The organism is Pseudomonas sp. TNT2022 ID1044, from assembly GCF_028656895.1.
Lineage (GTDB): Bacteria > Pseudomonadota > Gammaproteobacteria > Pseudomonadales > Pseudomonadaceae > Aquipseudomonas > Aquipseudomonas reinekei.
Window position 1 is genome coordinate 379,876 of record NZ_JAMDHB010000009.1, and the last position, 25,576, is coordinate 405,451.

At 60.9% G+C, this 25,576-nt stretch carries 22 protein-coding genes and 1 pseudogene; 14 read left to right on the plus strand and 9 right to left on the minus strand.

Going from position 1 to position 25,576, the window contains the following annotated elements; all coding sequences use genetic code 11:
- Nucleotides 1-33 precede the first annotated feature (33 nt).
- On the plus strand, nt 34-1,140 hold the full coding sequence (locus M5G20_RS14665) for an NAD/NADP-dependent octopine/nopaline dehydrogenase family protein (protein ID WP_273919647.1): 1,107 nt from the start codon (nt 34-36) through the stop codon (nt 1,138-1,140).
- A complete protein-coding gene (locus M5G20_RS14670) occupies nt 1,140-2,138 on the plus strand; it encodes a 3-hydroxybutyryl-CoA dehydrogenase (RefSeq protein WP_273919648.1) in 999 nt (332 codons plus the stop codon). Before M5G20_RS14665 ends, M5G20_RS14670 begins: the two co-directional genes overlap by 1 nt.
- Before the next feature lie 29 nt (nt 2,139-2,167).
- On the opposite strand, the gene M5G20_RS14675 is transcribed toward M5G20_RS14670, so the two are convergent.
- Both M5G20_RS14675 and M5G20_RS14680 read right to left on the minus strand, forming a co-directional pair.
- Nucleotides 2,168-2,608 carry a DUF6130 family protein gene (locus M5G20_RS14675; RefSeq protein WP_273919649.1) on the minus strand — a complete coding sequence of 147 codons (441 nt, stop codon included), beginning with the start codon at nt 2,606-2,608 and terminating at the stop codon, nt 2,168-2,170.
- A gap of 167 nt (nt 2,609-2,775) precedes the next feature.
- On the minus strand, nt 2,776-3,603 hold the full coding sequence (locus tag M5G20_RS14680) for a helix-turn-helix transcriptional regulator (protein WP_273919694.1): 828 nt from the start codon (nt 3,601-3,603) through the stop codon (nt 2,776-2,778).
- 95 nt (nt 3,604-3,698) lie between these two features.
- Here M5G20_RS14680 and M5G20_RS14685 point away from each other — a divergent pair, with 95 nt between their 5' ends.
- Both M5G20_RS14685 and M5G20_RS14690 read left to right on the plus strand, forming a co-directional pair.
- Nucleotides 3,699-4,655 carry a threonine dehydratase gene (locus M5G20_RS14685; RefSeq protein WP_273919650.1) on the plus strand — a complete coding sequence of 319 codons (957 nt, stop codon included), beginning with the start codon at nt 3,699-3,701 and terminating at the stop codon, nt 4,653-4,655.
- A 212-nt stretch (nt 4,656-4,867) separates the two neighbouring features.
- Nucleotides 4,868-5,329: an HvfA family oxazolone/thioamide-modified RiPP metallophore gene (locus M5G20_RS14690; protein WP_273919652.1), complete on the plus strand. Its 462-nt coding sequence runs from the start codon at nt 4,868-4,870 to the stop codon at nt 5,327-5,329.
- Nucleotides 5,330-5,406: 77 nt separating this feature from the next.
- Here M5G20_RS14690 and M5G20_RS14695 read toward each other — a convergent pair whose 3' ends face one another.
- On the minus strand, nt 5,407-6,435 hold the full coding sequence (locus M5G20_RS14695; protein ID WP_273919653.1) for a D-cysteine desulfhydrase family protein: 1,029 nt from the start codon (nt 6,433-6,435) through the stop codon (nt 5,407-5,409).
- 246 nt (nt 6,436-6,681) lie between these two features.
- Here M5G20_RS14695 and M5G20_RS14700 point away from each other — a divergent pair, with 246 nt between their 5' ends.
- Nucleotides 6,682-7,902, plus strand: a complete 1,221-nt coding sequence (locus M5G20_RS14700; protein WP_273919654.1) for a YbfB/YjiJ family MFS transporter — start codon at nt 6,682-6,684, stop codon at nt 7,900-7,902.
- A 26-nt stretch (nt 7,903-7,928) separates the two neighbouring features.
- On the opposite strand, the gene M5G20_RS14705 is transcribed toward M5G20_RS14700, so the two are convergent.
- Nucleotides 7,929-8,810 carry a LysR substrate-binding domain-containing protein gene (locus M5G20_RS14705; protein WP_273919655.1) on the minus strand — a complete coding sequence of 294 codons (882 nt, stop codon included), beginning with the start codon at nt 8,808-8,810 and terminating at the stop codon, nt 7,929-7,931.
- Nucleotides 8,811-9,070: 260 nt separating this feature from the next.
- Between M5G20_RS14705 and M5G20_RS14710 the strand changes: the two genes are divergently transcribed.
- The 4 genes from M5G20_RS14710 to M5G20_RS14725 are packed head-to-tail and all read left to right on the plus strand — an operon-like array spanning nt 9,071 to nt 12,699.
- On the plus strand, nt 9,071-9,385 hold the full coding sequence (locus tag M5G20_RS14710) for a DUF485 domain-containing protein (RefSeq protein ID WP_075949463.1): 315 nt from the start codon (nt 9,071-9,073) through the stop codon (nt 9,383-9,385).
- Complete coding sequence (locus tag M5G20_RS14715; RefSeq protein ID WP_273919656.1) at nt 9,382-11,055, plus strand: cation acetate symporter; 1,674 nt, start codon at nt 9,382-9,384, stop codon at nt 11,053-11,055. The genes M5G20_RS14710 and M5G20_RS14715 overlap by 4 nt, the downstream gene beginning before the upstream one ends.
- A gap of 54 nt (nt 11,056-11,109) precedes the next feature.
- Entirely contained in the window at nt 11,110-11,664 is a 555-nt protein-coding gene (locus M5G20_RS14720) for a cytochrome b (protein WP_273919658.1), read from the plus strand.
- Between the two features lie 3 nt (nt 11,665-11,667).
- On the plus strand, nt 11,668-12,699 hold the full coding sequence (locus M5G20_RS14725; RefSeq protein WP_273919659.1) for an NAD(P)H-dependent flavin oxidoreductase: 1,032 nt from the start codon (nt 11,668-11,670) through the stop codon (nt 12,697-12,699).
- Nucleotides 12,700-13,028: 329 nt separating this feature from the next.
- Here the strand turns inward: M5G20_RS14725 and M5G20_RS14730 are convergent.
- Nucleotides 13,029-13,433, minus strand: a pseudogene (locus tag M5G20_RS14730) (helix-turn-helix domain-containing protein); the annotation flags it as partial.
- Between the two features lie 162 nt (nt 13,434-13,595).
- On the opposite strand from M5G20_RS14730, the gene M5G20_RS14735 reads away from it, so the two are divergent.
- On the plus strand, nt 13,596-14,522 hold the full coding sequence (locus M5G20_RS14735) for a LysR family transcriptional regulator (protein WP_273919660.1): 927 nt from the start codon (nt 13,596-13,598) through the stop codon (nt 14,520-14,522).
- Between the two features lie 65 nt (nt 14,523-14,587).
- Here M5G20_RS14735 and M5G20_RS14740 read toward each other — a convergent pair whose 3' ends face one another.
- From M5G20_RS14740 to M5G20_RS14755, 4 genes are all read right to left on the minus strand, one after another.
- Complete coding sequence (locus M5G20_RS14740) at nt 14,588-16,036, minus strand: curlin (protein WP_273919661.1); 1,449 nt, start codon at nt 16,034-16,036, stop codon at nt 14,588-14,590.
- Nucleotides 16,037-16,063: 27 nt separating this feature from the next.
- Nucleotides 16,064-16,525 (minus strand): curlin, encoded by a 462-nt coding sequence (locus tag M5G20_RS14745; RefSeq protein WP_273919662.1) that lies wholly within the window; start codon nt 16,523-16,525, stop codon nt 16,064-16,066.
- Between the two features lie 61 nt (nt 16,526-16,586).
- Nucleotides 16,587-18,836 carry an Ig-like domain-containing protein gene (locus tag M5G20_RS14750; protein ID WP_273919663.1) on the minus strand — a complete coding sequence of 750 codons (2,250 nt, stop codon included), beginning with the start codon at nt 18,834-18,836 and terminating at the stop codon, nt 16,587-16,589.
- Nucleotides 18,837-18,871: 35 nt separating this feature from the next.
- Nucleotides 18,872-20,218, minus strand: a complete 1,347-nt coding sequence (locus M5G20_RS14755; protein ID WP_273919664.1) for a hypothetical protein — start codon at nt 20,216-20,218, stop codon at nt 18,872-18,874.
- Nucleotides 20,219-20,511: 293 nt separating this feature from the next.
- Here M5G20_RS14755 and M5G20_RS14760 point away from each other — a divergent pair, with 293 nt between their 5' ends.
- The 4 genes from M5G20_RS14760 (at nt 20,512) to M5G20_RS14775 (ending at nt 25,560) form a co-directional block, all read left to right on the plus strand.
- A complete protein-coding gene (locus M5G20_RS14760) occupies nt 20,512-21,960 on the plus strand; it encodes an ATP-binding protein (RefSeq protein ID WP_273919665.1) in 1,449 nt (482 codons plus the stop codon).
- Between the two features lie 186 nt (nt 21,961-22,146).
- Entirely contained in the window at nt 22,147-22,563 is a 417-nt protein-coding gene (locus M5G20_RS14765) for a hypothetical protein (RefSeq protein WP_273919666.1), read from the plus strand.
- 101 nt (nt 22,564-22,664) lie between these two features.
- The gene (locus M5G20_RS14770; RefSeq protein WP_273919667.1) at nt 22,665-24,161 is read left to right on the plus strand and encodes a sensor histidine kinase; all 1,497 of its coding nucleotides are present in this window, start codon (nt 22,665-22,667) and stop codon (nt 24,159-24,161) included.
- Nucleotides 24,130-25,560 (plus strand): sigma-54-dependent transcriptional regulator, encoded by a 1,431-nt coding sequence (locus tag M5G20_RS14775; protein WP_273919668.1) that lies wholly within the window; start codon nt 24,130-24,132, stop codon nt 25,558-25,560. The genes M5G20_RS14770 and M5G20_RS14775 overlap by 32 nt, the downstream gene beginning before the upstream one ends.
- The last annotated feature ends 16 nt before the right edge of the window (nt 25,561-25,576 follow it).

Consider the following 25,576-nt stretch of genomic DNA (forward strand, 5'->3'; position numbering starts at 1 on the left):
TAGCATCGAGTCACTTACAAGAGGAGTGACTCCATGAAAATTACAGTGTTGGGTGGTGGACACGGCTGTTATGCCGCTGCTGTCGAAATGGCTGAAAAGGGGCATCAAACCCGCCTGTGGCGGCGTGATTCCGCCGCGCTCAAGATGCTGCTGGACATCGGTAGCCTGAACATCAAGGACTACAAGGGCACTCGGCAAATGTCCGTCGGCAAACCAGGCGACAACCTGTCGTTGACCGATGACCTGGCCGAAGCCTTGGGCGACGCGCAACTGGTGATCATTCCGCTGCCGTCGACCTCCCATGAAGACCTGGCCAAAGACGTGGCGCCGCACCTGCGCGACGGCCAAGTGGTGTTCCTGCCACCGGGCACGTTCGGCAGCTACGTGTTCGCCAAAGCCATGGCCGATGCGGGCAACCGCAGCAAAGTCGCCTTCGCCGAAACCGGCACGCTGCCGTATCTGGTGCGCAAGCATGGCGCCAGCGACCTGGTGATCAGTGGCTACGCCACCCGCCTGCCGACCGGCGTGTTCCCCAGCAACCTGTCTGAGCACGCCTTCGCGGTGTTGCGCGAGGCGTACCCAAGCGTTGAGCCGATCGAAGACGCCCTGAGCGGCGCGTTGATGAACGCAGGCCCCATCATCCACCCACCGCTGATCATGATGAACGCCGGTCCCCTGGAACACTTCGAATCCTGGGACATTCACAACGAAGGCACCCAGCCGTCGATTCGCCGCGTAACCAACCAGCTCGACGCCGAGCGCATGGCCGTGCGCGAGGCGCTGACCTACGGCGCGCCGCATTTCCCCTTGGCTGACCACTACAACACCCGCGAAGGCGATGAGTGGATGTACGGTCGCGGCGCCCACGGCAAGCTGACCGACAGCGGCGACTGGCGCGAAGATATCGATCTGCAAACGCATCGCTACATGCTCGAAGACACCCGCCTGGGCCTGTCCTTCCTGGTGTCCGTCGGCCGCTGGGCCGGTGTGCCGACTCCGGTGGCGCAGGGCTTGCTGAGCATTGCCTCGGTTGTCGCTGAACGTGATCTCTACGCCGAAGGCCGTACCCTGGAAAACCTCGGCCTGGCCAGGCTCGACCGGGTGCAAATGACCGAACTGCTGACCAAGGGTTTCAACTGATGAACGCCGCGCTGCCCCACGTCAGCGTGGTCGGTGCCGGGCGGATGGGCGAGGGCATTGCCCTGGCATTCATCCATGCCGGTCTGCCGGTGACCCTCATCGACATCAAGGATCGCGCCGAGGCCGAGCGCCACGGTTACTTCGAGCGTGTGCGCCACAACATCCACAGCGAACTGCAGATGCTGGTGCGGCTCGGCATGCTTCAGCCGGAACAGGCTGACATCGCGTTATCGCGACTGACGCTGCAATCCCGATCCCAGGGTGCAGAGGCATTGCGCCGATGCGAGCTGGTGTTTGAAGCCGTGCCGGAAGTCATTGCGGTCAAGCAAGAGACCTTCGCCTGGGTCAGCGAGCACGTGCCGGCGTCGACCATCATCGCGTCGACCACGTCGACCTTTCTGGTCACCGAGTTGAGCGAAATGGTCAGTGAGCCGAAGCGCTTCGTGAACGCCCACTGGCTGAATCCGGCGTATTTGATGCCGCTGGTGGAAGTCAGCCGCGGCGAAGCGACCTGCCCTCAGGTGGTCGAACGCTTGCTGCAACTGCTCAAGCGCATCGGCAAGGTGCCTGTGGTGTGCAACGCCGTGGCCGGCTACATCGTCCCGCGCATCCAGGCACTGGCAATGAACGAAGCCGCACGAATGGTGGAAGAGGGCGTGGCCAGCGCAGAAGACATCGACACCGCCGTGCGCGTCGGCTTCGGTTTGCGTTTTTCGGTGCTGGGCCTGCTGGAGTTCATCGACTGGGGCGGCGGCGACATCCTCCATTACGCCTCGCGCTACCTCAGTGGCGCGCTGTCGCCGCGCTTCGAGTCGCCGCAGATCATTGCCGACAACATGCAAAACGGCCGCAACGGCCTGCGCGATGGCCAGGGTTTCTACGACTACCGCGACCTCGACGTGGACGCCTACAAACAACAGCGTCTCGGCGACTTTGTCCGCAAGCTGGAGTTGTCGGGGTTGACGCCGACGTTCGATAGCGCGTTGAAGCAGGCGTGAATTCAGGGCCGGGAACCCGGCCCTGACCGTTAGGGTTTCTTCGGCGGAACGATAAAACTCACGGTGGTACTGGTGAGGACTTTATGAGTCGGGTCGGCGATCTCAAGCAGCACGTTGTGAGGGCCGGGTGTCAGTCCGACCAGGATAATCGGGTCTTCACTGGTGTGCGCCCATGTACCTTTCCAGTCGTCGACAGTCACGTGAAGATGGCTCAGACGAGGTGATACATCAGCCGCCGCTTTACCGAATACCGGCATGATCCTGGCGTGTTCCGTTCGATACTGGATGATGACAACCCCGCGCGCGAGCGGCTCGGCAAGCGGCGGATAGGCCATGAGGCTTGGCACCGATTCGGATTCCAGAGGCAGAATCGCCGGCGGCGGGTGGGTGTCGGCTGCTTGAGCAGACGCGGCTGAGCAAAAAAACGCAGCCAACGTAATGGCCGTCAGATTTCCGAGAGCGAGGGACATGAGGGGTACTCCCGCGGGATGTCATCTAAGCCTAGATCAAGCTACGTGTTGCGCGGGGGTTGATTGTGCTCGGAATCGTTTGCCTGCGTACATCTGCTAGGGGCAGGACGGTTCGAGATTCAGATTAACGAGCCAGCTTTTGGCCGATTGCAGTGCCATTACAAACGTCAGCCATCAATAGCCCACAAACTACCCCGCAACTGCGCCGGACTCACTCCCAGGCGTTGCCTGAACACGGTCGTCATGTGCGCCTGGGAGTTGAAACCGCAGCGGTAGGCGATTTCTGTCAGGGTCGCTGTCGAGTCGCGCATCAGGGCGCGGGCTTTGGCGAGGCGTCGGTCGATCAGGTAACTATGGGGGCTTTTGCCGGTGGCGCTTTTGAATGCCCGCATGAAGTAACCTTCGGACAATCCCAGTAACTGCGCCATTGCCGGTACAGCCAGCGGGCCCTCCAGGCCTGCGTCGATAAACTCATCGAGCAAGCGCATCCGGCTGCCGGTTATCGAGCCTGGATGCGGCGATAAGCTCGTAGCGGTTTGCGTCGTTCGTTCAGCCAGGGCCAGTGCCCAGGCCTCCCAGTCGTCCTCAACGGACCCCCGCAACAAGGCGCTGCGCATCCGCCGGGCAAGGATCGTGGCGTGTGGGTCGATGCGGTTGTTGAAGGCACGGTCTCCCGCCAAGGCAATACCGTCAGTGCGCAGCACGCGCAGGTATTCACCGCCCTTGGGCGATTCGGACAAGACGTCGCAGCCGACCGGCACAAACGCCAGGCCGTCAGGTATCGCATCGAAGGGCAGTACCCGGTCGCTGCCGATGGCGTGCAGGCCGCGCTGGCTGTCGAAGGCGAAACCAATCGCCGATTGCGCCGCCACATAACGGGTAGCGTAGGCGCAGCCAGGCAGCAATTCGATCAGCCAAGGCCCGGCTTCGACCCGGCGGACCGGTTCAGACGGGGGGGGTGACGGCAGTCGGGTTCGATGGCTCATGAAAACCATACTAAACAAGAGCGGGCGCAAAAGTCAGGTCAGTTTTCTGAAAGCCGGCAGCGGGGGCCGTGTCTAGACTGGGCAAAACCTAAGGGGAACAGCTCATGCAAAGACTGACACGCGACGACATCGAACAAGCAGCCCAACGTGTTTATCAGGTCATGCCTGCGACCGCCCAATACGCTTGGCCGTTGCTGGCGCAACGGCTGGGTTGCACGGTGTGGGTCAAACACGAGAACCACACGCCGACGGGTGCTTTCAAGGTGCGCGGTGGCATTACCTTCATGCATTGGCTCAAACGTGCGCACCCCGAAGTGAAGGGCATCGTCAGTGCCACCCGTGGCAATCATGGACAGAGTCTGGCGCTGGCGGCAGGCGCGGTGGGTTTGCGGGCCTTGATTGTTGTGCCGCAAGGCAATTCGCTGGAAAAGAACAACGCCATGCGCGGCTTCGGCGGTGAAGTGGTGGAATACGGCCGCGATTTCGACGAGGCCCGGGAAGAGGCCGCACGCCTGGCACAAGCCCATGGCCTCTTTCTGGTTCCGCCGTTCCATCCCGAGCTGGTCAAAGGCGTGGCCACTTACGCGCTGGAGCTTTTCAAAGCAGCGCCGGACCTGGATACGGTGTATGTGCCGATTGGCTGTGGATCGGGGATTTGCGGGGTGATCGCCGCCCGCGACGCGCTGGGCCTGAAGACTCAAGTGGTGGGCGTGGTTTCCAGCGAAGCGGCCGCCGCAAAGTTGTCGTTCGAAGCCGGAGTCATCTGCGAAACCGCCACGGCCAATACCTTTGCCGATGGCCTGGCGGTGCGCAAACCCATTGCTGAAGCCTTTGCCGTTTACGCGCAGGGTGCAGCGCGGATCGTATCGGTCAGCGACGAGCAGATTGCCGAGGCCATGGACGTGTATTACACCGACACCCACAACCTCGCCGAAGGTGCGGGCGCCTCTGCCCTGGCGGCGCTCATGCAGGAGCGTGAGGCCATGCGGGGGAAAAAGGTGGGCGTGATTCTATCCGGTGCCAACGTCGACAAATCGGTGTTTGCGAAAGTGATTGCGTGAAGGCAGAGGGGCGTGTGTATCGCTGTGTATCCGAACCCGCTGTACGGAGACTGGCTTACAAATGCCCTCGAACCGGATACATCCGGGATACACGGTTGCAGTCAAATAGCCCTGCCTTAGCGAGAAAGCAGATGCGCCTCGCACCACGGCTTATCGCCCTTAGTGGCAATGACCTTAGCGGCCTGGCCGCACACCGTATCCGGAGAATCACCATGTCCCGTATGTCGAACAAATCCCGTATTGGCCTGATCGCTGTTGCACTGGCCGGCAGCATGAACCTCGCTTCGACCGCTTTTGCTGCAGACGCTCTGCCTCAGGGCTACCAACTTGCCGCCGCGGAAAAAACCAGCGAAGGCAAATGTGGTGAAGGCAAGTGCGGTGCTGACGAAGCCGGCGCCAAGGTGACCAAGGCCGGCGAAGGCAAGTGCGGTGAAGGTAAATGCGGTGATGCTTCGTTCGCTCGTACCGACACTGACCACGACGGCCGCGTTTCGCTCAAGGAACTGCTGACCGTAGCCCCGCAAGGCGGTGAAGAATTCAAAGCGATGGACACCAACGGCGATGGTTTCCTCTCCGAAGGCGAGGTGTACAAATTCCGCACCAACCAGTTCACTTCCAACGGCAAGAAAGTGCCAACCGAACTGTTTACCAAGATGAGCAAAGCGCAAAACTGATCGCTTGATGCCGATGTAAAAAAACCTCCCCGGGTTCGCGCCCGGGGAGGTTTTTTTATTGTGGTTGGAGTGGCCTGTCAGGCAAAAGCGCTGCGGTAGGCAAACAGGCCGGGCAAGCCACCGGTCATGACAAACAGCAGATTGCTGCCGGCCGGGAAATCGCCTCGGCGCACGGCGGCGAGCATTCCGGCGAACGCTTTGCCGCCGTAGACGGGATCGATCAGCAAGCCTTCTTGGGAAGCCAGCAGGCGCACGGCTTCAAGCATCGCTTCGGTGGGTGCGCCGTAGGCCTCACCGCGTTGAATGCCGTCGACGTTGATTGCGCTTTCGCCCACCGCTGCTTGGGGATTAAGCAGGTGCAGTGTCTGCCGGGTTTTTTCCTGGGTGGTGGCCTGTGCCTGGTCTTCGTCTGCCAATACCGAGTAGCCGAGAATCTGCGTTGCCGAGCGGGCGAGGGTCACACCGGCGAGCAATCCCGAGTGGGTGCCGGCACTGCCGTTGGGCACGATGATCTGATCGAACTGCAGGCCCAGCGCGTCAGCCTGGTGCAGGATTTCAGCGGCGCAGGCGGCGTAACCGAGGCTGCCCCGGGGACTGGAGCCGCCCAAGGGCATGACGAAAGGTTTTTTGCCCTGATCTTTGAGCTTCGCGACTAATTCGTCAGCGTAAGTGTTCGGTGTCACGCCCCGCGGTAGCCGGTGTACCTTCGCGCCGAACAGATCGTCCAGCAGGACATTGCCGTTGTGGCAAAAATCGTTATCGGTACGCACGGCTGATGGCGTCAGAATCAGTTCGCACGCCAGGCCTTGGCGCGCGGCCACCGCTGCGGTCAGCCGCGCATGATTGGATTGAAAACCACCCCAGGTCACCAGCGTGTCGGCGCCTTCGGCCAGTGCTTCACCCAGCAGAAACTCCAGTTTGCGCAACTTGTTGCCACCACCACCGAGCCCGGTGAGGTCATCGCGTTTGACATAGAGGTTGCAACCATTGAGTTCTGGCAACTGGCTCAGGCGGGTCAGTTTCTGGATCGGTGTCGGGCCTTCAAGCAGGGCCGCCCGTGGATAGGCAGTCAGTGCAGCATCAAGATGATTCACGTTGTGGGGCATGGAGGTTCGCTCGTGGAGTGATAGAACGCAGTGCATCGGTCACTGTAAAAAAGCCCTGGGGTGAAGGTATACGGTCGTTTCGGAATTACTGTTGATACACCGTGTAACTAACGCTCCCGGCCAATCCCGTGCAGGAGCCGAGCTGCATATCATTAATCCAGATAACAGCTGTCTATTAAATTCGCTTCTTGAGATACCTTGCTCGCGCGTACAGTCGACCCCGACTGATGAATGAAAGGGCAGACAATGAACACTGTGAAGCCAACAACAGCCGGTACTGCGCTACAAACGGCCAGCCCCTGGCGAGGGACCGTGGCCGGGTTTTCGGCGAGTCTTGTGGGGATTGGTCTGGCGCGGTTTGCCTATACGCCGTTGCTGCCGGCCCTTGTCGGGGCGCATTGGTTCGATGCTTCCAGGTCGGCCTACCTGGGGGCGGCAAACCTTGCCGGGTATCTGGCCGGAGCCCTTTTCGGCCGCTCACTGGCGTCGAAAACCTCAACCCGGTTTACCCTGCGGGCGATGATGCTGCTGGCGAGCATCGCGTTTTTCGCCTGTGCGTGGCCGGTGTCTTTTGCCTGGTTTTTTGCCTGGCGATTCCTCTCGGGCGTTGCCGGTGGCGCCTTGATGGTCCTGGCCGCGCCAACGGTGCTGGCGCACGTTCCGCCCTCCCGCCGGGGCTTGGTCGGCGGTTTGATTTTCATGGGGGTGGGCGTCGGGATCGCTGCGTCGGGGACACTGGTACCGATGCTGTTGCAACAGGGGCTTGAACAAACCTGGCTTGGCCTCGGCCTGATCTCCCTGGCGTTGACGCTACTTGCCTGGTGGGGCTGGCCCACAGCGGATGCCCCGGTAGCCACCCCCTCTCATCACCGTCACGCTGCTCCCAGCGGCACCCTCAAGGCGCTGTATGTCGAATACGCACTCAACGCGGCCGGTTGGGTGCCACACATGATTTTCCTGGTGGATTTCGTCGCCCGCGGCTTGGGGCAGGGGCTGCAAACCGGGGCGCAATATTGGGTGCTGTTCGGCATTGGCGCCACCGTCGGGCCGTTGTTGGCCGGGCTGCTGGCGGACCGTATCGGCTTCGGTCGTGCATTGCGGGTGTCGTTCATCATCGAGGCCATTTGCGTTGCAGTGCCGGCGTTCGGGCTTGGCAGTGTCTGGCTGATGATCTCCAGTGTGATCGTCGGTGCGTTTGTCACCGGCACCGTGCCGCTGGTACTGGGCCGGGTTCATGAAATCCTCGCCCATCATCCGGCTCGACAGACGTCGGCCTGGCAGACCGCCACGGTCGGATTTGCGCTGTTCCAGGCGGTCGCCGCCTATGGCCTGTCGTTCCTGTTTTCCTATAGCGGTGGCAATTACAGTCTGCTGTTTCTCATCGGCACATCGGCCATGTTGCTCGCCTTCGTGATCGATGTAGTGGCGGTGGTTCAACGTTCGACACCGGAGCATCTGTTGAAGTGAATTACGCTGATCGCCGATGCCGTTTGTTACAGCGGGGCAGTGACACCCTCCACACGCACGCTGTGCAGAAAGGTCGCCAGCGCACTGGAAAAGTAACCGTCAATGCGGCGCACGAACACGGTTTCCACGTGGGCCAGTTCCGGGGGCAGTTCATGCACCGTCACCAACCCCGCACGTGCCGCATCGGCGATGACGCCTCTGGGCAAAAGCGTGATGCCGACGCCGGCGGACACGCAGGCGATGATGGCTTCGATCGAGCCGAATTCCAGCGGCTCGGGAGCCAGGACGCCGAGTTGGGTCATCAGCGTATCCAGGCGTTGGCGATAGGAGCAGCCGAGGCGAAACACCACGGTCTTGAGATTCTCGATACCGGCGATATCGTCCAACCGCAGCACCGCCGGTGAGGTGATCAACACCAGCTCCTCGCGAAACGCGGCTTGCGTATGCAGCTCCGGATGATTGACCGGACCGACCACGAATGCACCCTCCAGCTTACAGTCGATGACATCCTGGATCAGGCTGCACGTGGTGCCGGTGCGCACCACCGGACGAACCTCGGGATAAGCCTTGGCAAACCGGGCAATCAGCTGGGGCAGGCGCAGGGCGAGGGTGGTTTCCAGCGTGCCGATTTCCATCACGCCTTTGGGGTGGCCGTCATCGCGGGCAGCGCTTGAAGCATCGAGCAGCAGTTTCGATAAGCGGGCGGCGAAGGGCAGGATACGGCGACCGGCGGGCGTCACTTGCACCCCTTTGGCGCTGCGCTGAAACAACGCAACGCCGAGCTCATCCTCAAGCGAGCGAATCCGCGCCGAAACGTTCGACTGCACGGTGTTCAGCTCGCTGGCGGCCTTGTTCATGCTGCCGTGGCGCGCCACGGCGTCCACCACCTTGAGATCCGCTACATCCATCACAATCACCTATCTCAAAAAGTAATAGCCATTGCCATGGCTAAAGCTTGATGGAGATTAGATTCGCGTCGCGGAGATGACAAGTAGCACGGCGGTTTCGATTCACCAAAAACGATCAACGGAATCATTATTGATCATTTTACATGATCATGTGGCAGGCATAGGTTGAAGGGGCACAGATACCGCAGCCAGTGGCGGATCGAGTCTGAATCTGAGGCTGTGGAACAACAATAACGCAACCACTGCTACACGGAGTCAACGTGAATCATGCAACTGAGTCAGCCAGAATCCGTAATCATCCCCGGTACAAGGACTTGGTCTCACGGCAACGACGTTTCGTCGCCAGTCTTACCGCCGCCACCCTTGTCCCTTACTTCGCGTTCATCCTCGTCGCCGCCTTCGCGCCCCACCTTTTAGCGACGAAGATTTCCGCCACCAGCGTCATCAGCATCGGGTGGCCTTTAGGGGCGGTGTTCATTGTCGGGGCCTGGTTGTTTACCGGTCTCTACATCCATCGCGCCAATGGTGAGTTCGATGACCTGACCGCAGAAATCCGCGCGGGGGCCATCGTATGAAACGCATCCTCGGCAACCTCATCCTTCCCGTTCTGCTGTGTGTATTCGCGGCGCACGCCATGGCCGGCGATGTCATCCAGAACGTCGAAAAACAGCCGATCAACATCACCGCGATCAGCATGTTCCTGGTCTTCGTCGTGACCACCTTGGGCATCACCTACTGGGCTGCCTCCAAGACCAGATCCATGGACGATTTCTACACGGCAGGCGGTGGCATCAGCGGCTTTCAGAACGGTCTGGCACTGGCCGGTGACTACATGTCGGCGGCGGCGCTGCTGGGGGTCACCAGCATGATCTTCTTCAACGGCTTCGACGGCGTGCTGTACTCGATCAGCTTCTTCGTTGCCTGGCCGCTGCTGTTGTTTCTGTTCGCCGAGCGCATCCGCAATCTGGGGCGCATTACCATCTCGGACATCGCCTCTTTTCGCCTCGACCAAAACCGCATCCGCACGCTGACGGCGTTCGGTTCGCTGACGGTGGTGTGCTTTTATCTGGTGGTGCAGATGGTGGGGGCGGGGCAGTTGATTCAGCTGCTGTTCGGCCTGCCTTACAACTATGCGGTGATTGCCGTGGGCCTGTTGATGGCAGTCTACGTGACCTTCGGCGGCATGGTCGCGACCACGTGGGTGCAGATCATCAAGGCCGGGTTGTTGCTGGTGGGCGGGACGCTGCTGGCGTTCCTGGCGCTGAGCAAGTTCGGTTTTTCCTTCGATCTGTTGTTCGAAAAAGCCGTGGCCGCGCACCGTGACGGCGAGCGGATTCTGCTGCCGAGCAAATTGGTGGCCGACCCGCTGTCGCTGATCTCGTTGTCGCTGGGGCTGGTGTTCGGCACGGCGGGGCTGCCGCACATTCTCATGCGCTTCTTTACCGTGCCGGACGCCAAACAGGCGCGCAAATCGGTGTTCGTCGCCACGGGTTTCATTGGCTTTTTCTACCTGATCGTGGCGGTGCTGGGGCTGGCCGCCATCGTGATCGTCGGGCAGGACCCGGCCTTCTTCGAGGGCGGCAATCTGGCGGGCAAGTTGATCGGCGGCGGCAACATGCCGGTGATGCACCTGGCCAAAGCCGTGGGCGGCGATCTGCTGCTCGGCTTCATTTCCGCCGTGGCGTTCGCGACGATTCTGGCGGTGGTGTCCGGGCTGACCATGGCGGGCACGTCGGCGATTTCCCATGACCTGTATGTGATGGTGGTCCGCAAGGGCAAAGCCGATGCCAGGGACGAGCGTCGCGTATCGCGCATCGCGTCGGTGGGCATCGGCATCGTCGCGGTGGTGCTGGGCATTCTGTTCAAGGACCAGAACATCGCTTTCCTGGTGGCGCTGACCTTTGGCGTGGCCGCGTCGGTCAACTTCCCGATTCTGGTGCTCTCGATGTACTGGAAAGGCTTGACCACGCGCGGTGCGTTGATCGGCGGTGTCGCGGGTCTGGTGAGTGCGGTGGGGCTGGTGATTCTCTCGCCGGCAGTGTGGGTCAAGGTGCTGGGCAATGCCGAGGCGATCTTCCCGTATGACTATCCGGCGATCATTTCGATGAACGTGGCGTTTCTCTTCACCTGGTTGGGCTCGGTCACCGATCGTAGCCATGGCGCAGTGCTTGAGCGCGAGCGTTTCGATGATCAGTTGATCCGTGCCCAGACCGGGCTCGGCGCCGCGCAGGCGGTCAACCACTAAGACTTTCGCGGTCAATCCTTTCCTGATTTGCGACCACTGCAAAAGGAGTCAGCCATGCAACTTAGAGACAATGGCTTGAGATTTTCCCCCATCACAGTTGCCCTGCACTGGGTCGTGGCGTTCTCCCTGCTGGCGATTTTCGGCCTGCAACTGTTGATCGACCATGCCTCCAGCGACGCACTGCAACTGGCGCTCGGCAGGCTGCAAAACCTGCTGGGCCTGATTCTGTTTCTCGTTTCGAGCTATCGGTTCTGGGCGCGGATCACCTCCTATCATCCGCTGCCGGTGGGCACGCCGAACCCGATCGAAGTGATCATCAGCCGCTCGGTGGCGGTGTCGCTCGCCTTGGCGATGGTGCTATTGCCGATCGCGGTGTGGGCTTCACGCTGCGCCGCCGGGCAAGTGGTGGAGTTGCCGGGAGGGTGGTGGATTCCGAGCCTCCTGCCGGTCAATGAGTCACTGCGGCATGTGGTCGACGTGCTGTTCAATATCGGCGCTTCGGCGTTCCTCGCGGGCCTGGCGCTGCACATTTTCGGCGCGGTCAAAAATCACTTTCTCCTGAAGAACAACACGCTCAAGCGGATGCTGGGCAAACATGTGGAGCTGTGAGTCATGAACCAGGACAGATTTGATTTTGCCGGTAACGCCGTTACCCGGCTCTGCGGCGTGAAATATCCGATTTTTCTCGGCGGCATGGCGGCGATTTCCGGGCCGCAATTGGTCGGCGCTGTGGCCAATGCCGGGGGCATGGGCGTCCTCGGTGGCTTGCGACTGCCGCCCTTGGCCTTGCGCCGCTGGCTACAGGAAACCCGCGCACTGACGGATCAGCCGTTCGGTGTGAACCTGGTGCCGCAGTTCGGTGGCCCGGATGTGTTCGAGGCGCAGTTTCAGGTGATTCTCAAGGAAAAGCCCAAGCTGCTGTCGCTGTTTTACGCCGAAAAATATGCCGCCGACATGATCCCCCGGGCCAAGGACGCCGGGCTGATCGTGATGGTGCAAGCGGGGTCGGTGGAACTGGCCAACATCGCCATTGCCCAGGGCGCCGACATCATCATCGCCCAAGGCAGTGAGAGCGGCGGGCATCTCAATCGAGGCACGATCGGCATCATGCCGCTACTGACGTCGATCCTTGCGATCGCCGAAGGCCGGCCGGTACTGGCGGCGGGCGGCATCACCCAGGGCGACGATGTGCGGGCGCTTATGTCACTGGGTGCTTGCGGGGTGGTGGTGGGCACGGCGTTCATCGCCACTGATGAGTCCAATGCCCATCCGTTGTACAAACAGAAGATCGTCGAAGCGACCACGGACGACACCGAGTACCGCACCGGCTATTCGTTTGGCTGGACCTACGGCACGCCGCATCGCGTGATTCCCAATCGGGATAAATGGAACCTGCTGCGCTTCATTGGCGGCGGCGCCCGGGCGATCGACAAACCGCGGATGGCCGAGAAATTATCGCTGTATGCGGGGCAGGGCGTCGGCAAGATCCATAGCGTTATTCCGGCGGCAGAGCGAGTCGCGGAGTTGGCCAGTGGTTTGGCCGCTGTGCCGGATCGGCTGTCGGTCGCAGAGACGACCGTCGGCGACTATACCGCGACAGGACGGTTCTTGCGGGAACAGAGACGGACGCTTGGCTGGCAATAGCAGATTCAATATCTACGCTGCCTGACGCAAAGCCATCGCGAGCAGGCTCGCTCCCACAAGGGATCGGCGGCGTACGTCAATCTCGTATACGACACCAATCAACGGTAGGAGCCAGCTTGCTCGCGATGACGGTGGCGCATTCAACATCACCGTTGACTGCTGCACCGCTATCGCCAGCAAGCCGGCTCCTACAATGAATGTTTGCCAGGCACAGATCTTGTGTTCACTGCAGATCCCCTGTGGGCGAGCCTGCTCGCGAGGGGGCCGGCACTTCCAACATGGATGTCGCCGGCCCGGCCGCCTTCGCGAGCAGGCTCGCTCCCACACGAGCTTCTGATGTCGCGCATGACCCGGCAGCGCCAGGCAAACGGATTGATCCCCTCACTGCGGGTGAACATGTGGCAGAAGTGCGCCTGATCGCAGAAGCCGCACTCCAGGCTGATTTGCGTCAGGCTCAGGTCAGTGTGCTGGATCAGCAGCTTGGCGCGGGCGATGCGTTGCTGGCGAATCCACTCTTGAGGCGAGCAGCCGGTGCTGGTTTTGAAGGCACGGGAGAAATGGCTGCGTGACAAGGCACAGGCCTGGGCCAGTTCGGTGACCTCGAGGGTTTCACCGAGGCGTTCGAGGATCAGTTGTTTCACCAACCGTTCGCGCTGGGGGCTGAGACCGCCTGCGCTTTTCTTTGGCGCCTCTGTGACGGTCGCGCGGGCGGCGGTTTGCTGGAAGTGAGCCATGGCGAATGTCCGTGTCAGTAGGCTTCATTCTTTGATCCAGGCGCTCTGGCTTGCGAGTTAAACGTTGTTAATTCCTTCTGCGCAACGGGAAGTCTTGAGTAAAGTCAGACACAATCGGCACACTCGCACCTGTCTGAATTCACTCACAAGGAACCCGTGTCTATGAACCGAAACGATCTGCGCCGCGTCGACATGAACCTGTTGGTGATTTTCGAAGCGCTGATGTTCGAAAAGAACCTGACCCGCGTTGCAGAAAAGCTGTTCATGGGCCAACCCGCGGTGAGTGCGGCGCTCGGTCGGTTGCGCGATCTGTTCGACGATCCGTTGCTGTTGCGCAATGGTCGCGGCATGGAGCCGACAGGGCGGGCGCTGGCGATTCTCAAGGAGTTGCAGCCGGCGATGGACGTGATTTCCGGAGCGGTCAGCCGGGCCAAGGAGTTCGACCCGACGACCAGTTGCGATGTGTTCCGCATCGGGCTCTCGGACGATGCCGAGTTCGGCCTGTTTCCACCGTTGTTGCGCCAGTTGCAGGAAGAGGCGCCGGGTATCGTCGTGGTGGTGCGGCGCGCCAATTATCTGTTGATGCCGGCGTTGCTGGCGTCCGGGGAAATTTCCGTCGGGGTCAGTTACACCACCGACCTGCCGGCCAATGCCAAGCGCAAGAAATTGCGTGATATTCCTTGCAAGGTGCTGCGCGGAGACGACCGGCCCGGCCCGTTGACGCTGGACGAGTACTGCGCACGGCCCCATGCGATGGTGTCGTTTTCCGGTGACCTGAGCGGCAATATCGATCTGGACCTGGCCAAGGTCGGACGCTGCCGCAAAGTGGTGCTCGGCGTGCCGCAGTTCAGTGGGTTGCGGGCGTTGCTCGCGGGCACCGAGATGATTGCCACGGTGCCGGATTACGCAGCCTGTGCGCTGGTCGAAGGCTGCGGCTTGCGCGCCGAGGACCCACCGTTCGAGATCGAAGCGGCACAGTTGTCGATGGCCTGGAGCGGGGTACACGACAACGACCCGGCGGAACGCTGGCTGCGCTCGCGCATCAACCAGTTCATGTCGGTGTCACTGGACATTCCGGAACCTGCCTGACTCGCCCCGCCCAATAAAAAAACCGCGACCCTCCCCCGAGGGCCGCGGTTTTTTACGCTGCGCGATTATTGCTGCAACACTGTTGCCTGGTTGGCCGAACCAAACTGCTGCACGTTGGCGGTTTGAGTCATGCCACTCTGGTCGACACTGGCGATGTTGCCGGTGCCGCCCTGGGTGACGTACGCCACGTTCATGGTGTCAGCCTGTTTGATGGTGATCATGTTGTCGTCGCCGTACAGCTGAGCGGTGTAGGCCTGGTTGCCGAGGCCGTCCTGGTTGAACTCGGTGCTGTTGCCGCTGCCGGAGGTGCTGCCCTGGGCCAGGTTGGCGACGCCGCGCTGATCGGAGATCAGGATGTTGTCGCTGCCATTCTGGTCGAAGTACAGCTCGTTGTACGAGTTGCTCTGGCTGACCGTGGTTTTGTTGCCGGTACCGGTCTGGTTGGTGGTCATGATGTGGCCGACGCCGTCCTGGGTGAAGTTGGCGACGTTGCCGGTGCCGGCCTGGTTGACGGTGGCGCGCTGGTTGCTGCCGAACTGGCCGCCCGCTTGCGGGCCTTTCCAGTTGCTGGCGTAGACCTTGTTGTCGTCACCCACCGACGTGGCATTGAGCACATGGCTGTCGCCGGTCTGGTAGGTGAAGTGCACGTTGCCGGTGCCCTGTTGATACAGCGCGACGGTGGAGCCGAGCGATTCGAACTGGTCAGCGTAGATGGCGTTGAGGTCACCGACTTGCAGCACGGTGGCGACGTTGTCCTGGCCAAAGCTCTGATCGACGATGGTTTCGTTGGCACCGCCGTATTGGTTGATGGTGGCCTGGGCGTTGACCTGGGTGTCCTGCCAGACTTCAGTGCCGTTACCGTCGCCATATTGATTGATAGTCAGGGTGCCACCTTCACCATAGCGCTGATCACCATAGGCGTAGTTGGTGCTGCCGGCCTGGTTGATGTTGATCTGGCCGTTCATGTGGCCGATCTGTTCGGCGGTCGCGTAGTTGGTGGTGCCGTACTGGATGATGACGGCATTGTTGGCCATGCCCGGTTGTATCTGTTCGATGTTGGCTTCGTTGCCGTCGCCGAACTGGAAGGTCTGCCCGGACGTGTTTTCCTGACTGTCCTGATAGACGAACGAGAAGTTGCCGGTGCCTTCCTGTTGTTGCAATGCTTCGCTATTGCCAAGACCAATCGACTGGCTGGCGTGGGCGACGTTGAAGCTGCCGGTCTGGGTCTGGGTGATGGTGCTGTTGTCCTCGAACAGTTGCTCGGCATAGCCGGCGTTGAAGTCCCCGGTCTGGGTCTGGGTAATGACACTGGTGGCCGTGTCTTGCACGGCGGCCGCGTCGTTGCCCTCGCCGAGTTGCTGTTGGGTGGCGGTACTGAACGGAGCACTGCTCTGTTTCACATCGGCGATGTTGGCGGTACCGAACTGGTTTTGGGTGGACACGCTGTCATCGGCCATTGCCTGGGCACTGACTATGACCAGGATGGCGGCTGTGAGGGGCGTCAGTTTGAACATGATGAAACCTCCAGGTGGTGTAGTGCTTTAGCGATATTGAGTGACCGATACGCTCATGCCATTGCCTGCCTGGGTTACAGCACTTTGCTGCCCCGTGCCGGCCTGGACGATGTTGGCGTCGTTGTTATTGCCGTTCTGGGAAATCTGCGCACGGTTGTGGCTGCCGGTCTGGGTAATCGACGCGGCGTTGCCGGAACCTTGCTGGTTGATCAAGGCCATCAGGTCGCTGCCTTGTTGCAGGATGAAAGCTTCCTGATTACTGCCTGACTGCACGATCTGGCCGAGCAGCGACTGGCCGTTCTGTTGCAACAGCGCGACGTTGGCCTGGCCGTTCTGGTCGATCAAGGCTTGCTGGCCCACAGGGGGTGGCAGCTCGCCGAGATCGGCACCGGGTGCCAGGTCGTCGTTCTCCATCAAGTCGTCGGCGCGCACCCCGGCACTGCTGCAAAGCAGAAGCAGGCAGAGCAGGGCGGCGGTCGGCGTATTCATGGACGTGGTCCTTTGGTTGAGGGCTTGCCCCACCAGCCGGGTCGGCCGGTGGGGCGAGCGTTTACTGCACGTTGACGTTGACGGTACGCACGGTGCCTTGGGACGAAGTGATGGTGGCTGTCGGGTTCGTCGACGGAATCACCGTTGTGCTGTTGCTCACGGTCAGCCTCCAGCGTCCGGTCAGCGGCACCGTGGTGCTACCGAGCGTTACCAGCCCGGTCGGCGTGGTCACCTGGACGGTGATGGTGTTGCCGGTGGTTACCGATGAGGTCCCTGTGAAGTCCCAGTTGAAGCGGTTGTTGGAGCGGGCCGTCACACTGGCCGCCGTGACGGCAAAGGTTTCCGCAGCAGGTCGTGGCGAGACTTGCACCGTGACCGTGGCCGGTGACGTCGCCAGGGCGCCGAAGCTGTCCCGGGCGATGTAGGTGAAGGTCGTGGTGAACGCCGTGGTGACCGTGGCCGGTGGGTTATAGGTCAGGGTGGTGCCGTTGCTGGTCACCGAGCCGCGATTCTGCGGTGGTTGAGTGAAACTGGCGATTGCGAGCGGCACGTTGCCTTCCGGATCGGTGTCGTTGGCCAGCACGTTGATTGGAATCGACACACCCAGGGTCGCAATGCTGTCGGCGACGGCCACCGGAGGCTGGTTAGGTGCCACGGTGATGGTCACGGTCGCGGCAGCGGTCGAGGCCAGGCCTTTGATGTCTTGCGCCTTGTAGGTGAAGGTCGTGGTCAGCGGTGCATTGACCACGGCTGGCGGGGTGTAGACGACGGCCGTGGTACCGCTCAATGCCACGGAACCCTGGCCGTCGGCTGGTTGGGTCAGCGCCGTGATGCTCAGTGGTGTGTCACCGTCCGGGTCGCTGTCGTTGGTCAGCAGATTGAGGGTTATCGGCAAGCCGAAACTTGTGCTACCGCTGTCAGCGACAGCAACCGGGGCCTGGTTTTCACCGGTGTCCGGCGCGGTGCCGACCACGACGACTGGCTCGGTATCGCTGCCACCGGAAGCCGATTTGATCGTCACGCTGGCCGGTGGTTGAGGCAGGTCAGCGACGGTCAGGCGTTGCAGGGTGCCGGACTTGGTCAGCCGTCCGTAACCCTGGGCAACCATGTCCGGCACGACCACTTCGTCGGAGGAGGTGGCTTCGATCAGCAGGCTTTGGTTGCTCCAGCTGTAGCGAGCGGTTTGTACTTTCACCACGTCGGAGACTTTGCTCGAGACCGCTGTCGGCCGGGTGGTACTCGTCGGGTCGGTCGCGGTGAGCACGACCACCGGCGGTACGGTGCTGCCGGTCAGACGGTGGCCGAAGAACTGGCCGGTGTTGTCGCCGAGCATGCTGGTCAGGCATGGCGTCTGTGGTGGTCCGGGAACCAGGGCCACGGTTTCGCGGAAGCACAGGCTCGAGTTGTTCGACGACTTGCCGAACACTTCTACCCGGGTACTGCTGGTGCCCGGGCCGGTAGCAACGCGACGGTACGTCGCGCGGCTGATTTCCGCAGGGGTTTGTGCACGACTGTCGAGGACTTTGCCGGACACGGTAAAGAGCGTGGTCTGGATGGTCCCGGGTGGGCCCTGGACACGCAGGAAGTTGGTGTTGTTGGGGCTGCCGGTGACCGCTTCGGTGAGGTTCGGGTCACCCACGAACGTCTCGATGGCGCCGGTGTCCGGGTTCACTTCGGTGTAAGGGCCGTTGACACTGCGCAGGAAGGGCCCGACTTCACCATTGAGTGCGCCGGCGAAGTTGCCCGGCGCGCCGATGCCGATGTCGCGGGTGATGTTGATCGCCCGACGGCCCGGCGTGGTGACATTGACTGTTTCCACGCCATACGGGTGAGTAATGGTGTAGGTGCCCGCCACGGGGACGTTTATCCGCAGGCGAATCCGCGCGAAGCTTGCCTGATCGCCGTCGACCGGGTTTTCCGCCGCGAAGGCCGCTTCGATCCCGGCCACATAGGCGTCGACGCCATAGCCGCCGACATCGGCGATAGTGGTTTCGGCGAGGAACCAGAAGGTTTCCGGTGGCCAGTTATCCGGGAATACCATCGGCAGGGTGTCGTCATACACCCCGGGTTCCGGGTTCAGGATGCACATGTAGGCTGGCGCGCCAGGAGCGCCAGGTGACCGCGAACTTGTCGCCCGCGACTGGCACAGTTCCAGCGACAGCGAATTGTTGTCCTGATACCACATGGGGAATTTCCCCGTGGCAAAGGTGTAGGGGCCGGGGTCGACGGCAGCGAGTTGCGCGAATGCACTGCCGGACAACGATAAAGTCAGTCCCAGGGCGTTGAGCGCCAGGCGTGGCAATTTGTTCATGATGCCTCCTGATGAGGATCTGGGCATATGTGCGTTCATTGCACGACGACCACTTCTTCGGTATCGCTGCCGCCATTGGATGACGTCACTCGAACCTTGGCCGGTGGAATCGGCGAGATGCCGGTCGACAGCGATTTCACCGCGCCGTCGCCGCTGAGCGCGCCGATGGCGACTCCGGTACCGGTGGTGACGGTCAGGACCGGTGGCGATGTTTCATCGCTGGTCGAGGCCACAACAGTGATCTGCCCGCTGCTCAGGCTGTACTGCGCCTGCGAGATCACCACCAGGTCGGTCAACGGCATGGAGATGGAGGTCGGCGTGCTGGTGGGAATGGCCAGGTGGTTGTCGGCGGTTACCGCAAGGGTGCTCGGCAGCGTCGGGTTGGTGGCGGACTGGGCGTACCAGTGGCCGGTGGTGTCGGCCTCGGTCAGGTTCAGTACCGGGCTGTTGCTGTCGAGGGTCACGGTGGCTGGTGGCGGCGGGGCCATGACGAAGACGTCCTGTTGCGCGACCGGTGCACTGGCGCCGGCTTTGCGCGAGTAGGTGCTGCGCTCGGCAATGATCGGAGTGGGGCGCACTACCGTCGACAACTTGCCGGAAATGGTCATTACCGTCGTGCGCAAATCCAGTCCGTTAGGGCCTTCGATGCGAATGAAGTTGGTGTTGAAAGGGCTGCCGGTGAAGGCCTCGGCCAGGTTCGGATCGCCAATGAATTGCTCGGCGGCACCGGTGACCGGGTTGGTCTCGGTGTAGGGGCCGTTGACGCTGCGCAGGAATGGACCGATGTCGCTTCTGAGCGCGCCGTCGTAGGCTTGCGGCGAGCCGATACCGATGTCCCGGGTCATGTTGATGGCGCGGGTTCCAGCGGCGGGAACGTCAAAAATGTCTACGCCGTAAGGGTGAGTGATGGTGTAGACACCGGCAGTGGGCACATCGACCCGAATGCGGATTCGGCCAAAACTGACCTGGTCGCCGTCTTTCACTTCTTCCGCGGCGAAGGCTGCTTCAACAGCGCTGACGTAGGTCAGGTCGATGCCACGGGCGGCGTCGACGATGGCGCCGTCGCCAGTAAACCAGAACGTTTCATCGGGAAAGTTGCTTGGGAAAGCGATGGGCTGCGTGTCGTCGAAAACGCCGGGAGCCGGATTGAGGACGCACATGTAGCTCGGCGCGCCAGGTGCACCTGGAACCCTGGAACTGACAGCTTTTGATAAGCACAAGTCGAGGGTTCGGCCGTGGGAGTCCTGATACCAGGCAGCGAACCCGCCGGTGTCTGGCAAATAGGGACCGGGATCTACAGCAAACAACGCCGCCTGGGCAGCGCCTTGGGCCAGAGCGGTCACAGCCAGTGCGATCGCGGTTTTGGACAGTAAAGGGTGCATGTGTATTCCCTCTATCAGAGTACCTGCCCCTTGGATGTGGGTCAGTTGACAGGTCTTCGGCAACTCCCATGCCAACCGGTAAAAATGGCCATGAGAGGCCCGGAACAAAGGTGTTTCGTCAATACGTGACGGCACTTCCCCGATTGTGGGAACGGGCCTCTTTCCCCAGCATTGGGGGAGATTGGGCAACGGGAAAGTCGGGGGAACCGGGGAGGGGGGAAAGACCCGGCAGCCGGGCAAACTGCCAGCAGTGGGCTATAAACCCTATAGGGCTTTTCCGGGAACAACATCCAATGAACACGCTTGCCAAAACCCTGGCCACCGACAAGGCCGACATGCGATTGAGCACGCGCAAACAGCCGTTCAACCTGCTGCGCTGGTTTTCGCTGATCAGCATGGCGGTGATCGGTACGGTGGCGGTGGCGTTGGGCTCGGTGTCCACCCAATTCGTGATTACCGAGAGCGTGCAGCGCGATGCGTTGCTGACGTCACAGTTCATTCAGGCAATCGCCGCCGCCGAAGTCCGCCACGTTGCAATCCCTAACGTACGGACCATGGGCGAGTTGCTCGACCCGCGCAAAGACCGGGATTTTTCCGACGTCGACCCGATGGCCCGGGCCAACGCACGGGGGGAGTTTCTCGATCACATCGAACATTTGCCCGATGTCATCCTGGCCAATATTTACGCCCCTGACCGGATGATTGTCTGGTCGACCAACCCGGTCCTGATGGGCACCACCATTCATGTCGATGAAGATCTGGATCAGGCTTTCGCCTCGAAGACGCCGGTATCGGCCAGCTACCACGACGTCGACCATGCCCGCATGGAACAGAAGTTCATCACGCCGCCGGAATACATCTTCATCGAAAACTACATTCCGCTGTTCGATGCCGAGGGCAACAACGTTACGGCGATGGTCGAGATCTACAAGGAGCCCAAGGACCTGATCAATCGCATCGAGCGTGGGCTGGTGTTGATCTGGTTGGCGACGGCGTTGGGCGGCGGGCTGATTTACCTGGGTTTGTACTGGATCGTGCGGCGTGCGGCGATTTTGCTGGCGACGCAACAGAAGCAACTGATCACCAACGAAACGTTCGTGGCGCTGGGCGAGATGTCTTCGGCGGTGGCCCACAGCCTGCGTAATCCGTTGGCGACCATTCGTTCAAGCGCCGAACTGGCGCTGGAGTTCGACAGTGGTCCGGCGCACAAAAACATCAACGACATCATCGGTCAGGTCGACCGCATGTCCAAGTGGGTCCGGGAATTGCTGCAATCCTTGCGCCCGCTCAACGACGAAGCCGAACCGGTCAACCTGGTCGTGGTGCTGCACGACAGCCTCAACGCGTTCGAGCAGCAGATCGCCAAGGGCCGGGTCACGGTGGTGTTCGCACCCAAAGAGACGCCAATGGTCTTGAGTCAGTACGTGCAGCTGACGCAGATTCTCAACAGCTTGCTGGCCAATGCGCTGGAGGCTATGGACGCTGGCGGTACGTTGACGATCGATCTTGACCCCTGCGATTCCCGGCGGGTGTGTGTGACGATCAGCGACACCGGCAAAGGCATGACTGAAGAACAACGGCGCATGGCGTTCCGACCGTTTTTCACCACCAAGCAGGGCGGGCTCGGTGTCGGGCTGGTGCTGGTCAAGCGGATCATGGAGCGTTTTGGCGGCTCGGTGGCGCTCGATAGCCGTGAAGGCGAGGGCACCAGGGTGAGCCTGGTGTTCAAGTTAATCCCTTGAAAATGGGGAATGGCTTTCCCCGTTAGCGGGTGACATTCCCCAGTCGTTTTCCCCAGTCATGGCGCACTGGTGTCGATAAGCCATTGTTTTGTCAGTTCTTAGTGTTTTTTGTATAAAACAGTTACAAAGATGGCGAGCTCCTTGCAAACCTCCCGTCACCCCTTCCCGAATCCGAGGCGGTTGGTGATGGCCACAAACGCAGTTTCGACTCGCTCACGTGCTTTGGGCATGCACCTGGTGTTGGTGTTGTCGGTCTGTTTACTGGCCAGCCAGTTGCTGGTCGCCAAACCGATGCCACCGACACCCGTACCGGCGAAAGAAACCGCCGTCGCCAATACCGACACCCCGTGGGGTGGCGACTACTTTCTCAACACCGTGCGGACCGATCAGGACGGTCGGCAGGTGCGTTTTCTGTTCGAGCGTTTCGACAAAATCCCGATGCCCAACCTGCGCATGGATGAACAAGTCGCGCAGTCGATCATCGCGTTTTTACAAGCGCAAACCGATCGCCAGCATCCGTCGGCCAGCGTGTTGGCGGCCGGCAACGATGAGCCCGAACACGATCACGCTATCGCCGGCCCCGCCAAGGCTACGGTGCAATAGTGGCTAATTAGCTTCATTGCTCAGGCATTGCGAGCAATGCCACCTACACTGATTCGAAACACAGCAGAAAAGGCTTGCAGAACCGCCACCAGGACAGTCCCATGCAGACACTGGAAGAACAAAAAACAGCGGCGTCGACAACACCGGCAGCCGCAGAAGGCAAGGATTGGCGTCCGCCCTTCAATCTTGTCCGCTGGTTTTCCCTAGCGAGCTTTTTCATCATTGCCGCGGTGGCTTTGGGGCTCGGTTATATCTCTACGCGCTTCGTGGTTGAAGAGAGCATCGAGCGCGACTCGATGCTGACAGCGCAGTTCGTCCAGGCCATTGGTGAAGCCGAAATTCGTCATGCGTCGATCACGCCGACCAGAACCATGGCCGAAATGCTCGACCCCCGCAATGACAACGCCTACCCCGACGTCGACCCTGGTGCCCGTGCCTCGTCGCGCATCGAGTTTCTCGATCATGTCGAGCATTTGCCGGACATTCTCCTGGCCACGGTATACGCCCTGGATCGCACGGTGGTGTGGTCGACCAACCCGGAACTGATCGGTGTGCGCATCGAGAATGACGAGGAGCTGGACGAGTCCTTCGAGATGAAAACAGCGGTGTCCACCAGCTATCACGAAATCGATGGGGAACGGCCCGAGCAGCGTCTGTTGCGAGAACCCCAATACCTGTTCATCGAAAACTACATTCCGATGTTCAACGCCGACAAAAGCAAAGTGATCGCCATGGTCGAGATCTACAAGGAACCGGTGGATCTGGTTGAACGGATCCAGCGCGGGTTCAAGGAGATCTGGCTGACAACGTTGCTCGGCGGAGCGGTCATCTACCTGGGCCTGTTCTGGATCGTGCGTCGGGCGGCCATGCTGTTGCAGAGCCAGCAAAAACAACTGGTGGCCAATGAAACCTTCGTCGCCCTCGGCGAAATGTCGTCGGCGGTCGCGCACAGCCTGCGCAATCCGCTGGCGAACATTCGTTCCAGCGCCGAACTGGCCCAGGAAATCGCCAGCCAGTCGGCGCAGAAAAACATCGGCGACATCATCAACCAGGTCGACCGCATGTCGCGCTGGGTCCGTGAACTGCTGGTGTCGTTGCGACCGGTCAACGACGACTTTGAGAATGTGGATCTGATCCTGGCCATCGACGACACCCTGAGTGCGTTCGAGCCGCAGATCAAACGCTCGAACGTCGAGGTGCGATTCATCCCCACGACAGTCCCTGCGGTCGTCAGCCAACAGGTGCTGCTCACGCAAATTCTCAATAGCCTGTTTGCCAACGCTCTGGAGGCCATGCCCAAGGGCGGCGTGTTGAGTATCGACATCGAACAGCCGACGGCCGATGAGGTGTGCATGATGCTCAATGACACCGGCAAGGGCATGAGCAAACAGCAGCAGCAAATGGTCTTCAAGCCGTTCTTCACCACCAAACAAGGGGGGCTGGGCGTGGGCCTGGCCCTGGTCAAAAGAATAATGGAGCGTTTCGATGGCTCGGTCGAACTGACCAGCCAGGAGCAGGAAGGAACCCGCGTTTGTCTCAACTTCAAAGTGGCAACGGGAGGGGAATATGGAACACAGCATACTGCTGGTCGAGGATGATGAGCTCCTCGCCGAGAATATTCAGACCTACCTGGAGCGCAAAGACTTCGAGGTTACAGTCTGCCACTCGGCTGAGGATGCACTGGAGCAACTGAAGACCTTCGCACCGGATGTCGTGCTCACCGACAACTCGTTGCCGGGCATGAGCGGTCACGGGCTGATCCAGAAGCTGCGCATCAGCGCGCCGGATCTGAAAGTGATCATGATGACTGGCTACGGCAATGTCGAAGACGCCGTGGTGGCGATGAAAGAGGGCGCTTTTCACTACGTCACCAAACCGGTGGCCCTGCCCGAACTCAAGCTGCTACTGGACAAGGCCCTGGCCACCGAACGGATGGAGCGCACGCTGTCGTTCTATCAGGAGCGCGAGGCACAGAAATCCGGGGTGCAGGCGCTGATCGGCGATTCCGCGCCCATGGTTTACCTCAAGGGCACCATCGCCCAGTTGCTCGACGCCGAGCGACGCATGGCCAACAGCGATCTGCCCCCGGTACTGGTGGAGGGCGAGACCGGTACGGGCAAAGAACTGGTCGCCCGGGCACTGCATTTTGACGGCCCACGCAGCAAAGGCCCGTTCATTGAATTCAACTGCGCCTCGATTCCGTCCAATCTGGTGGAATCCGAGCTGTTCGGTCACGAGAAGGGCGCCTTTACCGACGCCAAGGATCGTCGGCTGGGGCTGGTGGAAGCGGCGGATGGCGGGACACTGTTCCTCGATGAAATCGGCGAGATGGATTTGATTCTGCAGGCCAAGCTGCTGAAGCTGCTGGAAGACCGGACTATCCGCCGGGTCGGTTCGGTGAAGGAACGCAAAGTCGATCTGCGGGTGATCAGCGCCACCAACTGCAACCTGGAACAAATGGTCCAGCAGGGCAAATTTCGCCGCGACCTTTTTTTCCGTCTGCGCATTATTTCGATCAAGGTGCCGCGCCTTTATGCCCGTGGCGAAGACATCCTGTTGCTGGCCAGACACTTCCTGGCGGCCCATGGCAAACGCTATGGCAAGCCAAACCTGCATTTCAGCGATCAGGCCGAAGAGCTGCTGCTCAATTACACCTGGCCGGGCAACGTGCGCGAGTTGCGCAACATGCTGGAGCAAACGGTGTTGCTGGCGCAGAACGACACCATCGCCGCGCACCAGCTCAACGTCTGCATGAGCCTGGCGGACGAGCCGCCCATGTTTACGCATGAAATGCCACCGAGCGAACCACGCCCGACCTACAACGGCAACGAGTCGATGAACCTGCCGGAAGTCGAGCGCGACATGGTGCGCAAGATGCTCGACAAGACCGACTGGAATGTCACCAAATCCGCTCGACTGTTGGGTCTGAGCCGCGACATGTTGCGCTACCGGATCGAAAAACTCGGCCTGGCGCGTCCGGACAAGCGGCATTGGTAAGGGAGCAGTTGCAAGC

Excerpts from the sequence above, each read along its gene's own strand:
- M5G20_RS14665 (WP_273919647.1), top strand. The coding sequence starts at position 34 with ATGAAAATTACAGTGTTGGGTGGTGGACACGGCTGTTATGCCGCTGCT.
- M5G20_RS14670 (WP_273919648.1), top strand. The coding sequence starts at position 1,140 with ATGAACGCCGCGCTGCCCCACGTCAGCGTGGTCGGTGCCGGGCGGATG.
- M5G20_RS14675 (WP_273919649.1), bottom strand. The coding sequence starts at position 2,608 with ATGTCCCTCGCTCTCGGAAATCTGACGGCCATTACGTTGGCTGCGTTT.
- M5G20_RS14680 (WP_273919694.1), bottom strand. The coding sequence starts at position 3,603 with ATGGTTTTCATGAGCCATCGAACCCGACTGCCGTCACCCCCCCCGTCT.
- M5G20_RS14685 (WP_273919650.1), top strand. The coding sequence starts at position 3,699 with ATGCAAAGACTGACACGCGACGACATCGAACAAGCAGCCCAACGTGTT.
- M5G20_RS14690 (WP_273919652.1), top strand. The coding sequence starts at position 4,868 with ATGTCCCGTATGTCGAACAAATCCCGTATTGGCCTGATCGCTGTTGCA.
- M5G20_RS14695 (WP_273919653.1), bottom strand. The coding sequence starts at position 6,435 with ATGCCCCACAACGTGAATCATCTTGATGCTGCACTGACTGCCTATCCA.
- M5G20_RS14700 (WP_273919654.1), top strand. The coding sequence starts at position 6,682 with ATGAACACTGTGAAGCCAACAACAGCCGGTACTGCGCTACAAACGGCC.
- M5G20_RS14705 (WP_273919655.1), bottom strand. The coding sequence starts at position 8,810 with ATGGATGTAGCGGATCTCAAGGTGGTGGACGCCGTGGCGCGCCACGGC.
- M5G20_RS14715 (WP_273919656.1), top strand. The coding sequence starts at position 9,382 with ATGAAACGCATCCTCGGCAACCTCATCCTTCCCGTTCTGCTGTGTGTA.
- M5G20_RS14720 (WP_273919658.1), top strand. The coding sequence starts at position 11,110 with ATGCAACTTAGAGACAATGGCTTGAGATTTTCCCCCATCACAGTTGCC.
- M5G20_RS14725 (WP_273919659.1), top strand. The coding sequence starts at position 11,668 with ATGAACCAGGACAGATTTGATTTTGCCGGTAACGCCGTTACCCGGCTC.
- M5G20_RS14735 (WP_273919660.1), top strand. The coding sequence starts at position 13,596 with ATGAACCGAAACGATCTGCGCCGCGTCGACATGAACCTGTTGGTGATT.
- M5G20_RS14740 (WP_273919661.1), bottom strand. The coding sequence starts at position 16,036 with ATGTTCAAACTGACGCCCCTCACAGCCGCCATCCTGGTCATAGTCAGT.
- M5G20_RS14745 (WP_273919662.1), bottom strand. The coding sequence starts at position 16,525 with ATGAATACGCCGACCGCCGCCCTGCTCTGCCTGCTTCTGCTTTGCAGC.
- M5G20_RS14750 (WP_273919663.1), bottom strand. The coding sequence starts at position 18,836 with ATGAACAAATTGCCACGCCTGGCGCTCAACGCCCTGGGACTGACTTTA.
- M5G20_RS14755 (WP_273919664.1), bottom strand. The coding sequence starts at position 20,218 with ATGCACCCTTTACTGTCCAAAACCGCGATCGCACTGGCTGTGACCGCT.
- M5G20_RS14760 (WP_273919665.1), top strand. The coding sequence starts at position 20,512 with ATGAACACGCTTGCCAAAACCCTGGCCACCGACAAGGCCGACATGCGA.
- M5G20_RS14765 (WP_273919666.1), top strand. The coding sequence starts at position 22,147 with ATGGCCACAAACGCAGTTTCGACTCGCTCACGTGCTTTGGGCATGCAC.
- M5G20_RS14770 (WP_273919667.1), top strand. The coding sequence starts at position 22,665 with ATGCAGACACTGGAAGAACAAAAAACAGCGGCGTCGACAACACCGGCA.
- M5G20_RS14775 (WP_273919668.1), top strand. The coding sequence starts at position 24,130 with ATGGAACACAGCATACTGCTGGTCGAGGATGATGAGCTCCTCGCCGAG.